The 13276-nt window shown below is 74.0% G+C and carries 12 protein-coding genes and 1 riboswitch; of the genes, 6 read left to right on the top strand and 6 right to left on the bottom strand.

The genetic code is table 11. The features are described from left to right. Positions 1-17: 17 nt before the first annotated feature. The 3 genes from AB0D45_RS16815 to AB0D45_RS16805 form a co-directional block, all read right to left on the bottom strand. A complete protein-coding gene (locus AB0D45_RS16815) occupies positions 18-1106 on the bottom strand; it encodes a prenyltransferase/squalene oxidase repeat-containing protein (RefSeq protein WP_361604245.1) in 1089 nt (362 codons plus the stop codon). After that, positions 1103-1846 (bottom strand): class I SAM-dependent methyltransferase, encoded by a 744-nt coding sequence (locus AB0D45_RS16810; protein WP_361604248.1) that lies wholly within the window; start codon positions 1844-1846, stop codon positions 1103-1105. Before AB0D45_RS16810 ends, AB0D45_RS16815 begins: the two co-directional genes overlap by 4 nt. Positions 1847-1929: 83 nt before the next feature. After that, positions 1930-3240, bottom strand: a complete 1311-nt coding sequence (locus AB0D45_RS16805) for a glycosyltransferase family 4 protein (RefSeq protein WP_362459425.1) — start codon at positions 3238-3240, stop codon at positions 1930-1932. Between the two features lie 227 nt (positions 3241-3467). On the opposite strand from AB0D45_RS16805, the gene AB0D45_RS16800 reads away from it, so the two are divergent. Beyond that, positions 3468-4106 carry a TetR family transcriptional regulator gene (locus AB0D45_RS16800; protein ID WP_362459422.1) on the top strand — a complete coding sequence of 213 codons (639 nt, stop codon included), beginning with the start codon at positions 3468-3470 and terminating at the stop codon, positions 4104-4106. A 483-nt stretch (positions 4107-4589) separates the two neighbouring features. On the opposite strand, the gene AB0D45_RS16795 is transcribed toward AB0D45_RS16800, so the two are convergent. The 3 genes from AB0D45_RS16795 to AB0D45_RS16785 all read right to left on the bottom strand — a co-directional run bounded on the left by AB0D45_RS16795 (position 4590) and on the right by AB0D45_RS16785 (position 7322). Beyond that, positions 4590-5189, bottom strand: coding sequence for a DJ-1/PfpI family protein (locus tag AB0D45_RS16795; protein WP_362459419.1), 600 nt, complete (start codon positions 5187-5189; stop codon positions 4590-4592). A gap of 448 nt (positions 5190-5637) precedes the next feature. Continuing rightward, positions 5638-5871 carry a ferredoxin gene (locus AB0D45_RS16790; protein WP_361604260.1) on the bottom strand — a complete coding sequence of 78 codons (234 nt, stop codon included), beginning with the start codon at positions 5869-5871 and terminating at the stop codon, positions 5638-5640. Beyond that, positions 5871-7322, bottom strand: a complete 1452-nt coding sequence (locus AB0D45_RS16785) for an aldehyde dehydrogenase (RefSeq protein ID WP_361604263.1) — start codon at positions 7320-7322, stop codon at positions 5871-5873. The genes AB0D45_RS16790 and AB0D45_RS16785 overlap by 1 nt, the downstream gene beginning before the upstream one ends. Positions 7323-7527: 205 nt before the next feature. Here AB0D45_RS16785 and AB0D45_RS16780 point away from each other — a divergent pair, with 205 nt between their 5' ends. From AB0D45_RS16780 to AB0D45_RS16760, 5 genes are all read left to right on the top strand, one after another. Further along, positions 7528-8613, top strand: a complete 1086-nt coding sequence (locus AB0D45_RS16780) for an MBL fold metallo-hydrolase (protein WP_362459416.1) — start codon at positions 7528-7530, stop codon at positions 8611-8613. Positions 8614-8743: 130 nt separating this feature from the next. Then, a riboswitch (cobalamin riboswitch) is annotated at positions 8744-8874 on the top strand. Between the two features lie 113 nt (positions 8875-8987). Then, entirely contained in the window at positions 8988-10235 is a 1248-nt protein-coding gene (locus AB0D45_RS16775) for a prenyltransferase/squalene oxidase repeat-containing protein (RefSeq protein WP_362459413.1), read from the top strand. Between the two features lie 17 nt (positions 10236-10252). Then, complete coding sequence (locus tag AB0D45_RS16770) at positions 10253-10918, top strand: SCO2322 family protein (protein WP_362459565.1); 666 nt, start codon at positions 10253-10255, stop codon at positions 10916-10918. Then, positions 10915-12210 carry an energy-coupling factor transporter transmembrane protein EcfT gene (locus AB0D45_RS16765; protein WP_362459410.1) on the top strand — a complete coding sequence of 432 codons (1296 nt, stop codon included), beginning with the start codon at positions 10915-10917 and terminating at the stop codon, positions 12208-12210. The genes AB0D45_RS16770 and AB0D45_RS16765 overlap by 4 nt, the downstream gene beginning before the upstream one ends. Beyond that, positions 12207-13276 (top strand): ATP-binding cassette domain-containing protein (locus AB0D45_RS16760; RefSeq protein WP_362459407.1); only part of this gene is annotated, 1070 nt, incomplete at its 3' end. The genes AB0D45_RS16765 and AB0D45_RS16760, both read left to right, overlap by 4 nt.

Genomic DNA, 13276 nt, shown 5'->3' with positions numbered 1-13276 from the left:
GGTCCCCCGCACGGAACTCAGCGGCAGCAGTCCGGTTCCAGGCCCGCGGGCAGGGCCAGCCCGCCGAAGACCTCCCCGGTGGCCTCGTCCCCGCCCAGCGCCGCCACCGCGAGCAGCAGCGAACCCGCCGTCCAGGTCGTCTGCTCCACCGGCCACACCGCCCGGTCCTGGAAGACGTAACCCGTCCAGTACATGCCGTTCTCGGCGCGCAGGTGCCCGATCGAGCGCAGGACCTCCAGCGCCCGGTCCGACTCCCCCATCACCCACAGGGTCAGCGCCAGCTCGCAGGACTCCCCGCCCGTCACCCACGGGTTCGGCAGCACGCACCGCACCCCCAGGTCCGGGACGACGAACTCCTCCCAGCGCCGCTCGATGCGCGCCTTCGCCTCCGGTCCGGACAGCGCCCCGCCCAGCACCGGGTAGTACCAGTCCATCGAATAGCGGTCCTTGTCCAGGAACCGCTCCGGGTGGCGGCGTATCGCGTGCCCGAGTGCGCCCGTGGCCAGCTCCCAGTCCGGCTGCGGGTCACCGCGGTGGTCCGCGATGGCCAGCGCGCAGCGCAGCGCCTGGTGGATGGAGGAGGAACCGGTCAGCAGGGCGTCGGTGACGGCGGTGCCGTCCGCCTCCCGCTTCCAGCCGATCTCGCCGCCCGGCTGCTGGAGGGCGAGGACGAACTCGACGGCCGCCACGACCGACGGCCACATGCGGTCCAGGAAGGTGTCGTCACCGGTGGCCAGGTAGTGGTGCCAGACACCGACGGCTATGTACGCGACGAAGTTGGTCTCCCGGCCCGGGTCCTGCGGCGCGCCGGTGTCCACCCCGTCCGCCCGGTCCGCGTACGCCGCGTACCAGGAGCCGTCCGGGTTCTGGTGCCGGGCCAGCCAGGTGTAGGCGCGCTCGGCCGCCTCGTGCTCGCCCGCCGTGTCCAGGGCCATGGCGGCCTCGGTGTGGTCCCACGGGTCGAGGTGGTGGCCGCGGAACCACGGTATGGCCCCGTCCGCGCGCTGCACGGCGAGGATCCCCTCCACCGTCTGCGCCGCCTGCTCGGCGGACAGCACCCCGTCCAGGACGAGGTGCTCGGGTACGGTGCGCCCCGGCGAGCTCACTGGGCGGAGCCGGCGGCGCCGACGGGCAGGTGGGGCTTGGTCGCGTACGCCACGAAGCTCTTGCCGATGAGCGGGTTGAGGGCCTGCTCGGCGAGGCGGGTCGCCAGCGGCTTCTTCATGATGTCCCAGACCAGCAGCTTGTGGTACGCCTTGACGGGCAGCGCCTTGTCGTTGTCCACGCCGAAGGCGCACTTGAGCCACCAGTACGGGGAGTGCAGGCCGTGCGCGTGGTGGGTGCCGTACGGCTTGAGGCCCGCGGCCTCCATCTTCGCGAGCAGCTCGTCCGCCCGGTAGATGCGGATGTGGCCGCCCTCGACCTCGTGGTAGGCGTCGGACAGCGCCCAGCAGATCTTCTCCGGGCCGTAGCGCGGCACGGTGACCGCGATGCGGCCGCCCGGCTTGAGCACGCGGACCATTTCGGCGAGCACGCCCTTGTCGTCGGGGATGTGCTCCATCACCTCGGAGATGATGACGACGTCGAAGGACTCGTCCGGGAAGGGCAGGGCGAGGGCGTCGCCCTCCATGGCGGTGGCGGTGGCGCCCGCCGGGGCCTCACCGGCCTCCTTCATGGCGGCGAACCACTTGGCGACCTCGCGGATCTCCTCGCCGTTGCGGTCGACGGCGACGACCTGGGCGCCGCGCCGGTAGCACTCGAAGGCGTGCCGGCCTGCGCCGCACCCCAGATCGAGCACTCGGTCGCCTGCGGCGAGCGGGAACCGGGAGAAATCGACGGTCAGCACGGGGTCCTGCCTTCGCGGTCACGGGGGTGAAGGGTGGTGCGGATGCACTGCGGTGGGGCTCGGTGGTGCGCTGGGCGGCGCGCTCAGCGGGTACGGGCGGCGGCGGCCTGCGCGATGGCGGCTCTGTAGTGCGCGGCGGTGCCCTCGGCGGCCTTGGCCCACGTGAACCGGGTCAGGACCCGCTCCCGTCCGGCGGCCCCGAGGCGGGCGCGCAGCTCGGCGTCGCCCAGCAGCCGGCCCAGCGCGCCGGCCAGCGCCCCCGCGTCGCCGGGCGGCACGGCCAGGCAGGTCTCCCCGTCGGGGCCGGACACCTCGGGGATGGCCCCGCCGGTGGTGGCGACCAGCGGCGTGCCGGTGGCCATGGCCTCGGCCGCCGGGAGCGAGAAGCCCTCGTAGAGGGAGGGGACGCAGGCGACCTGGGCGCTGCGCACGAGGTCCACGAGTTCGGCGTCGGTGATGCCCTTGACGAACCGCACCGCGTCCTGGAGCCCGTACGTCTCGATCGCGCGGGCGACCGGCCCGCTCTCGGCGCGCTTGCCGACGACGACGAGGTGGGCGTCGGGCTGCTCGGTGCGCAGCTTGGCGAGGGCCTCGACGAGGTGGACGAGCCCCTTGAGCGGGACGTCGGCGCTGGAGGTGGTCACGATCCGCCCGGGGACTTCCGTGACGGAGGGGTCCGGAGACCACAGGTCGGTGTCCGCGCCGATGTGCACGACGTGGATGCGGTCGTCGCGCACGCCGAGGTGCTCGGCGATCTCCTGCTGGGAGGAGCCCGAGACGGTCAGCACCGAGGGCAGCCGGCGGGCCACCCGGCCCTGCATGCGCGTGAACGCGTACCAGCGCCGGACGGAGGCGCGCTTCTTGCGGTCCTTGGCGGCGGCGAGGTCGAGCTTGCGGTCGACGGTGATGGGGTGGTGGACGGTGGTGACCAGGGGCGCGCCGAGGTCGCCCAGCAGTCCGTAGCCGAGCGTCTGGTTGTCGTGGATGACGTCGAACTCGCCCGCACGGGCCCGCAGGTGGCGCCGGGCGCGCAGCGAGAAGGTCAGCGGCTCGGGGAACCCGCCGGTCCACATGGTGGCGACCTCGAGGGCGTCGATCCAGTCCCGGTACTCGCCGCGCTTGGGCGTGCGGAAGGGGTCGGGGCTGCGGTACAGGTCCAGGCTCGGCAGCTCGGTGAGCGTGGCACCGGTGTCCAGCACCGGATAGGGCTGCGCGCCGATGACCTCGACGGAGTGCCCGAGCTTGACGAGCTCCCGGGAGAGGTGGCGGACGTAGACGCCCTGGCCGCCGCAGAACGGGTTCCCCTTATAGGTGAGGAGTGCGATGCGCAACGGGCGGTCGCCGTCGGTGGCGGACCCTGCGAAAGGGCTCGTCACCATGGCCTCTGCGGTCACTCTCGGCCCCCTTCTCCCTGCACTTTCGCCGGAGCGTAACCGCTCGGATAATGTAGAACAAGTTTCAGAGTTGATCCCCTGAAGACCATTGAATCTACCGGCCGGAAACCACACCGTAAGAGGCGGAGCAGGTGATTCGCGCCACGGCTCGGGCGCCTGACATGCTGACCCGCGGACCATCCCGGAATCAGCCGCCGCAACGACACGGAACGCCAGGAACGGGACACATGACAGCGGAAGCGAAGGCCGTGACGCCTCCCCTGACGGAACGCCAGGAGGCGCGCCGGCGCCGCATCCTGCACGCGAGCGCGCAGCTGGCCAGCCGGGGCGGCTTCGACGCCGTGCAGATGCGGGAGGTCGCGGAGTCGTCGAACGTCGCGCTGGGCACCCTCTACCGCTACTTCCCGTCCAAGGTGCACCTGCTCGTCGCCACCATGCAGGACCAGCTCCAGCACATGCACACCACCCTGCGCAAGCGCCCCCCGGCGGGCGAGGAGCCGGCGGCCCGCGTCGCGGAGACCCTGATGCGCGCCTTCCGCGCCCTCCAGCGGGAACCGCACCTCGCGGACGCGATGGTGCGCGCCCTGACCTTCGCGGACCGGAGCGTCTCGCCCGAGGTGGACACGGTCTCGCGGCTGACGACGGCCATCATCCTGGACGCCATGGGCCTCGACGCCCCGCCGACGGCGGAACAGCTCTCTGCGGTCCGGGTCATCGAGCACACCTGGCACTCGGCCCTGATCACCTGGCTCTCGGGCCGCGCGTCGATCGCCCAGGTGAAGATCGACATCGAGACGGTGTGCCGGCTGATCGACCTGACGGGGGCGGGGGCTTCGGCGGGGGCGGCTGCGGCGCGGAAGGCCTGATTGTGGCGTAGGGGTGGGGGTGCGGGTACGGGGTCTCCCGGGACCGGATCAGGGAGGGTTTGGGGGCTTCCCGTCAGTCCCATCGTCATTCCGCGTCGGGCCGGCCCGTCAAGGGCGCTCCTTCGTCGCGTCGCTTCGCGATCGCCTTCGGCGACCCTTGACCGACCGTCCCGCCCCGGAAAGCCGAAAGACTGCCGGGAAACCCCCAAAAGAACGGTCACCAGGGACAGGTCCGAGGGGCGGGTCTCTCAGGGACGAGGCGAGGGGCCAGGGCCATGGCCCGCCGGGCATCCGGGCCCCATATCCGCGTCCAGGACCGGGGGCCCGGCCCCACCCGCACCGAACGGCGACCAGAGCAGCGCGGGAAGCTGATGGGCGCGACAGATCGCTACGCACTTCTCATTGCTTGGCGTCCGGCGGCCGTCTGGGGCTGGTACCTGCACCAAATGTTGATCAGGAGCCCATCCGGCAGCAGTAGGCGGGTCAGATCACGGCACTCTCACCGGCGTGGACAGCGCGCAGGGAGCGCTGGACGGTCTCCAGCTTCTCGCCGACCGGGGCGGCGTAGTCGATGGCGGCGCGAGCGGCTTCCTCCCCGAGGGTGCGGCTGATCACCCAGGTAGCGAGGTACTGGGAGGCCAGGCAGCCGCCGGCGGTGGCGATGTTCCCCTCGGCGTGGAAGGGGGCGTCCAGCACGGTGACGCCGCAGGCCTCGACGAAGGGCCGGCTCGTCATGTCCGTGCAGGCGGGCATGTCACCCAGCAAGCCGAGCCGCGCGAGCACGAGCGCGCCGGAGCACTGCGAACCGATCAGCTGGCGCGAAGGGTCGAGCGGCAGCATGGACAGGAGCCGGTCGTCGGCGACCACGTCACGCGTCTTCACCCCACTGCCGATCAGCACGACATCCGCCTCGGTCACGAAATCCATCGACCGCTGCCCGGTCACCTCGACGCCGTTCATCGACGTGACCACCGGGGTAGGCGTCGTGATGAAGGCCTCCAGACCGGACCGGTTGATCAGTGCTGAGGCGATGAAGCTGTCGAGTTCGTTGAACCCGTCGAAAGTGACCACGGCTACCTGCATCACAACTCCCTGAGTAGTCAGGCGTCGAGTCTGTCAGGCCCATCACCCCCCGCACGCGGGCCAATTGGCGGCTGGTGGCCTGCGCAGCCCGCCGGACGGTCTCCTGGTCAACCTCTGGTGCGGTTATCAGCCCCAGACACGGGCCCGGATCCGGGAAGGGGTCATGACCCCTGGCCCCTCGCCTCGTCCCTGAGGGACCCGCTCCTGCCTGTCCTCCCTGGTGACCGTTCTTTCGGGGGCTTCCCGGCAGTCTTTCGGCTTTCCGGGGCGGGACGGGCTGTCAAGGGTGGCCGAAGGCCATCGCGAAGCGACGCGACGAAGGAGCGCCCTTGACAGGCCGGCACGACACGGAACGACGATGGGACTGACGGGAAACCCCCGAACCAGCCCTGACACCGCCCCACCGAAACCCCGCTCCCCCACCCCGCCCCCCACCCCACCCCACCCCTCACTCCTCCGGCGGAAACACCGCCTCCCCCGACGGGGACAGGGTGATGAGGATGGCCTCCACCGGGCAGCCCTCCGCCGCCGTCAGCGTGGGTTCGTTGGCGTCCGTGACCGGGGAGCGGGGGTGGGACTGACGGGCCGAGTCGAGGGTGAAGGCGTCCGGGGCGTGGTTCACGCACATGCCCGCTCCGATGCAGACCCCCCGGTCGACCTCGACCTGCCAGCGGTCCCCCATCACGCACCCGCCGGGAGGTGGATCATCTTGTGCTCCAGGTATTCGCTCAGCCCCTCCGGGCCGAACTCCCGCCCCACGCCGCTGTTCTTGTAGCCGCCGAACGGCCCCAGCATGTCCAGGCTGAAGGTGTTCACGTTGAAGGTGCCCGTGCGCACCCGGCGCGCGAAGTCGATGCCGTGCTCGACGTCGGCCGTCCAGACGCTGCCGCTCAGGCCGAAGTCCGAGTCGTTGGCCACCCGCACCGCCTCCTCCTCGTCCCCGTAGGGGATCAGGCACACCACGGGGCCGAAGATCTCCTCGCGGGCGATCCGCATCGAGTTGTCGACGTCGCCGAAGAGGGTGGGTTCCACGTACCAGCCCCGTTCCAGGCCGGCCGGGCGGCCGCCGCCCGCCAGGATCTTGGCCCCCTCTTCCTGGCCGATCCGGATGTAGTCCAGGGAGCGCCGCTGCTGGCGCTCGGCGACGAGCGGGCCGAGCTGCGTCGCGGGGTCGAGGGGGTCTCCGACGACCAGGGCGCCGGCCGCCGCCGCGAGGGCTTCGGCCACCTCCGCGTACCGGCTGCGCGGGGCGAGGATGCGGGTCTGGGCGACGCAGGCCTGACCGTTGTTCATCCAGGCGGCCGGGACGATCCCGGCGACGGTGCTCTCCACGTCGGCGTCGGGCAGGATCACGGCGGCGGACTTGCCGCCGAGTTCGAGGGTGACCCGGGTCAGGTTGCGCGCGGCGACCTCCATGACGCGCTTGCCGGCGGCGACGGAGCCGGTGAAGGCGACCTTGTCGACGCCCGGGTGTCCGACCAGGTACTCGCTGACCTCGCGGTCGGCGGGCAGGACCGAGAGCACGCCCTCCGGCAGCCCGGCCTCCCGTGCGATGTCGGCCAGGATGAAGGAGTCCAGGGGGGCTTCGGGGGACGGCTTGAGGATGACCGCGGAGCCGGTGAGCAGCGCGGGCGCGAGCTTCGCCGCCGCGACGAACTGGGGGACGTTCCACGGGATGACGGCGGCGACGACCCCGACCGGTTCGCGGCGCACGAGGATCGGGCCGAGCGCGCCCTGACGGCGCTCCTCGTAGGGGTATGCGGCGGCGACCTTGATGGCGGAGTCGTAGACCATCATCGCGCCGAGGGCCTGGGCGAGGATGCTCCAGGAGTACGGGGAGCCGTTCTGGGAGCTGATGGAGCGGGCGATCTCCTCGTGCCGGACGGCGATGGCGTCCTTGATCCGGGAGACGACGGCGGTCCGCTCCTCCAGCGACAGGCGCGGCCAGGGGCCCTCGTCGAAGGCCTTGCGGGCGGCGGCCACGGCGCGGTCCACATCGGCCTCGGAGGCGTGCGGGACGCTGCCGATGACCTGCTCGGTGTGGGGGGAGACGACCCGGATGGTGCCGGTGCCCAGCGGATCCGTCCATTCCCCGCCGATGAACAGTTGGGCGTGTTCCACGAGCTCGGTCATGTCCGATGCCTCCAGGGGCTGCGCACGATCTCACCGATGTCGCAGAACTGATACCAGTTCTAGTTCGAGGAGTCCACGGTCCGCACACGGCCGGGCGCGGGCTGCCGCAAGATCCTGCGGGTAGTCAGGAAGCCCGCGAGATGGTCGACTTGGGCTCCTACTGAAACGCGTTCTCGTCACCGGCCAGTCAGCAGGGAGAGCCCCCATGTCAGAGGCCGCACCCCAGCCCACGCCTCACCCCACCCCGACCACCACCCCCCACGTCACCGACCACGGCGGGGGTGTCTGGGCCCTGAAGGTGCCCATCCCCGACAACCCCCTCGGCCACACGCTCGTCCACGTGCTCGACACCGGCCGCGGGCCCGTCCTGGTCGACACCGGCTGGGACGACCCCGCCTCCTGGGACACCCTCATCGCCGGGCTGGGCGTGCTCGGCCTCGCGGTCGCCGACGTGCACGGGGTGGTCATCACCCACCACCATCCCGACCACCACGGCCTGTCCGGCCAGGTCCGGGAGGCCTCGGGGGCGTGGATCGCCATGCACGCCGCCGACACCGAGGTCGTCGTGCGGACCCGTTCCGCCGAGCCGGGCGTCTGGTTCGACTACATGGGCGAGAAGCTCGCCGCCGCCGGGGCCCCCGAGGAGCACGTCGCCCCTCTGCGCGCGGCCCGGGCGAGCGGGCGGATGCGGACCCTGCCCGGGCTGAGCGCCGCCGTCCCCGACCGGGAGATCGTCCCCGGCGAGCTGCTGCCCCTCGCCGGGCGCCGCCTGCGCGCGATCTGGACCCCGGGCCACACCCCCGGCCACGTCTGCCTGCACCTGGAGGAGGCCCACCCCGCGGGCCTGCCCGGCAACGGCCGGCTCTTCTCCGGAGACCACCTGCTCCCCGGGATCTCCCCGCACATCGGCCTGTACGAGGCCCCCGGGGACACCCGCGTCACCGACCCCCTGGGCGACTACCTCGACTCCCTCGAACGCGTCGGCCGCCTGGGGCCCGCCGAGGTGCTCCCCGCCCACCAGCACGCCTTCACCGACGCCCCCGCCCGCGTGCGGGAGCTGCTGGAGCACCACGAGGAGCGGCTGACCGGGCTGTGGCGGCTGCTGGCCGAGCCCCTGACCCCCTGGGGGCTCGCGGAGCGGATGGAGTGGAACCGGCCCTGGGAGCAGATCCCGTACGGATCCCGGAACATCGCCGTCTCGGAAGCGGAGGCCCACCTGCGGCGGCTGGTGAAGCAGGGCCGGGCGGAGGCGGTGCCGGGCACGGACCCGGTGGCGTACCGGGCGCTGTGATCCGGTGCGGCCGGAGCCGGCCCTCGCCCGCCGCGCCCGGCCACGGGGCCGCACTCCGCGCCGCACTCCGGGCCGCCCCCGGTAAGGGGCACTGCCGCCCCGGGCCCCCCGACCCGCCGGCTACGGGCCGGTACAGTGAGCCCGTCGTCCACACTTCCGTATGGGGGGAAGCCGGTGCGAATCCGGCGCTGACCCGCAACCGTGACCCGGCCCGCAGCACGCGGGACGGCGAGCCGGAATGCCCCGTACCGGAGGTGCGCGGCTCGTGCCGCCGGGTCCTCCGGCGGCCGGCACCGTCGAGGTAAACGGAGCCGGAGCCCGGTGCCTGCGCGTGCCTGTCTCCCGCCCCCCGTACGAGAGGCACCCGCCCCGCCATGAACGTCCGTCGCAGCGCCGCAGCGCTCGCCGCATCCGCCGTGCTCTGCGTCGGCGTCGCTCCCGCCGCCCTCGCCGACACCCCGCCGCCCTCCCCCTCCGCGCCCCCGGTCGTCCCCTCGGGCCTGTTCGGCAAGGCCGACCCGACGTACGACGGCGTGTGGCGCCAGTCCCTCGCGCTGCTCGCCCAGCGGACGGCGGGCGTGAAGCCCGCCCCGCAGGCCGTGGCCTGGCTCACCGGCCAGCAGTGCGCGAACGGCGGCTTCGCCTCCTTCCGCGCGGACGCGGGCGCCGTGTGCGACGCGAAGACGGTGTTCGACACCAACGCCACCGCCGTCGCCGTGCAGGCGCTGAAGGCCCTCGGCGGCAAGGACGCCGAGGTCAAGAAGGCGGCCGACTGGCTGAAGTCCGTACAGAACGAGGACGGCGGCTGGGCCTACGTCCCCGGCTCCCCCAGCGAGGGCAGCTCCACCGCGATCGTGATCAGCGCGCTGGCCACGGCGGGCGAGACGCCGGACCAGGTGAAGTCGAAGGCGGGCAAGTCCGCGTACGACGGCCTGCTCTCCTTCCAGCTGGGCTGCTCCACCGAGCCGGCCTCCGACCGGGGCGCCTTCGGCTACCAGCCCGCCGACGGCAAGCTCGCCGCCAACGCCGACGCCACGGCCGCCGCCGCCCTGGCGGGTCTGGGCAAGGGCATCCTCGTCGAGCCCGCCGCCTCCGACACCGCGGCCGCCGCGCTCGCCTGCCCGGCCGCCCCCGCCGATCCGGCGGGCGCCGCCCGGGGCGCGGCCGGCTACCTGGCCGAGGCCCTCAGGAAGGACGGCCACCTCACGGCCGTCACTCCCGGCTCCGACCAGCCCGTGGCGGACACCGGCAACACCGCCGACGCCGTCATCGCCCTCGCCGCGGCGGGCCACCGGCAGTCGGCGGCGGGCGCGCTGGAGTGGCTCCAGAAGAACTCCGCGCAGTGGTCCAAGGACAACCCGGCCGCGCTGGCCACCCTCGTCCTGACCGCGCACGCGACGGGCACCGACCCAAAGTCCTTCGGCGGCACCGACCTGGTCTCGGCGCTGAACGCCACGGGCCCGGCCCCGCAGCGCGCGGACGCCGACGCGCAGAAGGTGGAGGGCAAGGAGGAGCCGGGCTCCGGCAACCAGAGCATCTGGTGGATCGTCGGAGCGGGCGCCGCCGCCGGCATGGGCATCGGCATCCTGCTGAGCGGCCGCCGGAAGAAGAACCAGCTGTGACCGGCCGCCGTCCGCACATGGCGGCGGGTGCGGTCGCGGGCGTCCTGGGCGTCCTGGGTCTGGCCCTCACCCTGTTCGCGGCCTCCCCGGCCCTGGCGGCGGGCTACCGCTACTGGTCGTTCTGGGACGGTGCGGGCGGCAGCTGGGCGTACGCCACCCAGGGCCCCTCGACGGCCCGCCCCGCGGACGGCGCCACGCTCGGCTTCCGCTTCTCGGTGAGCAAGGACGCCGCCGACGAGGCCGCCCGGCCGCGCGCGGCCGCCGACTTCCAGGCCGTCTGCGCCGGCACCGCCCCGGCGGACGGCCGCAAGCGGGTGGCGGTGGTCATCGACTTCGGGGTGCCCGGGGACGCGCCCGGCGGCGAGACCCCGCCGCAGGACACCCCGCGCACCGCCTGCGCCCAGCTGGCCCCGGAGGCCACGGCGGCGGAGGCGCTGGCGGAGGTGGCGAAGCCGCTGCGCTACAACAGTGCGGCGCTGCTGTGCGGGATCTCCGGCTTCCCGAAGACGGGCTGTGGCGAGCCGATCGCCGACGGGGAGCCGCGGAGCCCGGCGCCCGCCGAAGCCGCCCCCTCGGCGCAGGAGGACTCCTCCGGTCCCTCGGCGGGCCTGTTCCTCGGGGTCGCGGCGCTGCTGGCCCTGGGCGGGGCCACCGTCTGGCAGTCCCGCCGCCGCAGGCGATGACGGCGCGCCCTCCCGGCGGGCCGGCCGGCGCCGGCCGGCCGCCCACGGGGTCCACCCGCACGGGTGGGTACCCCGCCCGGCGCGGCGTCGGGCGCACCACGCACGGCGCGGCACCCGCGCACGTACCCCCGGCCCGGCCCGGTGCCGCCGGGCGGGCGGGCGCCCCGCACGGGCCGGCGTACGAAAGGGAAAGGCCCTGGCGGGCCCCCGAGGCCCGGCGCGGGAACGCCCTGCACGCGGGGGCCTGGTGGCTGTGGGCCCTCGGGCTCGCCACCGCCGCGTCCCGGACCACCCATCCCCTCCTCCTGGGGCTGATCGTCGCCGTCGCCGGGTACGTGGTCGCCGCCCGCCGCACGGAGGCGCCGTGGGCGCGTTCCTACGGGGCCTTCGTCAGGCTCGGCCTCTTCGTCATCGGGCTGCGGCTGCTCTTCTCCGTGCTGCTGGGCTCCCCGATCCCCGGCACGCACACCCTCGTCACCCTGCCCGAAGTCCCGCTCCCGGCCTGGGCGCAGGGCGTCCGGTTCGGCGGTCGGGTCACCGCCGAGCAGCTGGTCTTCGCCTTCTACGACGGCGCGAAGCTGGCCGCGCTGCTGATCTGCGTCGGCGCCGCCAACGCGCTCGCCAACCCGGCGCGGCTGCTGAAGTCGCTGCCCGCCGCTCTGTACGAGGCGGGCGTGGCGGTGGTCGTCGCCATGACGTTCGCGCCGAACATGGTCGCCGACGTGGCCCGGCTGCGGACCGCCCGCCGGCTGCGCGGGCGCCCCACCGGCGGGGTGAAGGCCGTCCTCCAGATCGGCCTGCCGGTGCTGGAGGGGGCGCTGGAGCGCTCGGTGGCGGTCGCCGCCTCGATGGACGCGCGCGGGTACGGGCGTACGGCGCAGGTTCCGCCGGCCGTGCGGCGCACCACCAACGCCCTCACCCTCGGCGGCCTCCTCGGCATGTGCGCCGGTACGTACGGGCTGCTCGCGGCGGAAGGCGCCGCGTACGGGCTGCCCGTGCTCGGCATCGGCCTCGTGCTGGCCCTCGCGGGGCTGCGGCTCGGCGGGCGGCGCAGCATCCGCACCCGCTACCGGCCCGACCGGTGGGGGGCGCGGGCCTGGCTGGTCGCCGGGTCGGGGGCGGCGGTGGCGGCGCTGCTGGTCCACGCCGGGTCGGTGGACCCGGAGGGGCTGCGGCCGGGGGTGGTCCCGCTGGTGGTTCCCGCGCTGCCGCTGTGGCCGGCGGCGGCCGTCCTGATCGGCCTGCTCCCGGCCTTCGTGGCCCCCGTTCCTCCCGAGGAGTCTTCCCGTTGATCCGCTTCGAGCAGGTGTCGGTGACGTACGACGGCGCCACGCACCCCTCCCTCCGCGACGCGGACTTCACCGTCCCGGAGGGGGAGCTGACCCTCCTCGTCGGCCCGTCGGGTGTCGGCAAGTCGACACTGCTGGGCGCGGTGTCCGGACTGGTCCCGCACTTCACGGGCGGCACGCTGCGGGGGCGGGTGACGGTGGCGGGGCGTGACACCCGCACGCACATGCCGCGTGAGCTGGCGGACGTGGTGGGCACGGTGGGGCAGGACCCCCTGGCGCACTTCGTGACGGACGTGGTGGAGGACGAACTGGCGTACGGGATGGAGTCGCTGGGCCTGCCGCCCACGGTGATGCGCCGCCGGGTGGAGGAGACGCTGGACCTCCTCGGACTGAACGAGCTGCGCGACCGTCCGATCGCCTCCCTGTCGGGCGGGCAGCAGCAGCGGGTGGCGATCGGCTCGGTCCTCACGCCGCACCCGCGCGTCCTGGTCCTGGACGAGCCCACCTCCGCGCTGGACCCGGCGGCGGCGGAGGAGGTCCTGGCGGTGCTGCAACGCCTGGTCCACGACCTGGGCACGACGGTCCTGATGGCGGAGCACCGCCTGGAACGGGTGGTGCAGTACGCCGACCAGGTGCTGCTCCTGCCGTCCCGCGGGGCGGCGCCGGTGCTGGGCTCGCCGGCGGACGTCATGGCGGTGTCCCCGGTCCACCCGCCGGTCGTCTCCCTGGGCCGCCTCGCGGGCTGGTCCCCGCTCCCCCTCTCGATCCGCGACGCCCGCCGCCACGCCGCCCCCCTCCTGTCCCGCCTGTCCCCGCCGCCCAAGCCGACCGATCCGGCCCCGCCGACCTTCGAGGCCCGGGAGCCCGGAGCCGAAGCCCCCCTCCCAGCCCCGCCGACGTGCGAGGCCCGGGGGGCCGGGGCCGGAGCCCCCACCTCGGCCCCGCCGACCTTTGAGGCCCGGGGGTCCGGGGCCGGAGCCCCCACCCCGGCCCCGCCGACCTTCGAGGCGCGGGAGTGCGCGGACGGATCCCCCCTCCCAGCCCCGCCGGCGTTTGAGGCGCGGGGGTC

The organism is Streptomyces sp. NPDC048352, assembly GCF_040651895.1.
Classification (GTDB): Bacteria; Actinomycetota; Actinomycetes; order Streptomycetales; family Streptomycetaceae; genus Streptomyces.
The sequence above is the reverse complement of the archived record's forward strand: the minus strand, read 5'-3'. Positions and strand labels throughout refer to the sequence as shown.

Excerpts from the sequence above, each read along its gene's own strand:
- AB0D45_RS16795 (WP_362459419.1), bottom strand. The coding sequence starts at position 5,189 with ATGCAGGTAGCCGTGGTCACTTTCGACGGGTTCAACGAACTCGACAGC.
- AB0D45_RS16800 (WP_362459422.1), top strand. The coding sequence starts at position 3,468 with ATGACAGCGGAAGCGAAGGCCGTGACGCCTCCCCTGACGGAACGCCAG.
- AB0D45_RS16770 (WP_362459565.1), top strand. The coding sequence starts at position 10,253 with ATGGCGGCGGGTGCGGTCGCGGGCGTCCTGGGCGTCCTGGGTCTGGCC.
- AB0D45_RS16780 (WP_362459416.1), top strand. The coding sequence starts at position 7,528 with ATGTCAGAGGCCGCACCCCAGCCCACGCCTCACCCCACCCCGACCACC.
- AB0D45_RS16790 (WP_361604260.1), bottom strand. The coding sequence starts at position 5,871 with ATGGGGGACCGCTGGCAGGTCGAGGTCGACCGGGGGGTCTGCATCGGA.
- AB0D45_RS16785 (WP_361604263.1), bottom strand. The coding sequence starts at position 7,322 with ATGACCGAGCTCGTGGAACACGCCCAACTGTTCATCGGCGGGGAATGG.
- AB0D45_RS16765 (WP_362459410.1), top strand. The coding sequence starts at position 10,915 with ATGACGGCGCGCCCTCCCGGCGGGCCGGCCGGCGCCGGCCGGCCGCCC.
- AB0D45_RS16775 (WP_362459413.1), top strand. The coding sequence starts at position 8,988 with ATGAACGTCCGTCGCAGCGCCGCAGCGCTCGCCGCATCCGCCGTGCTC.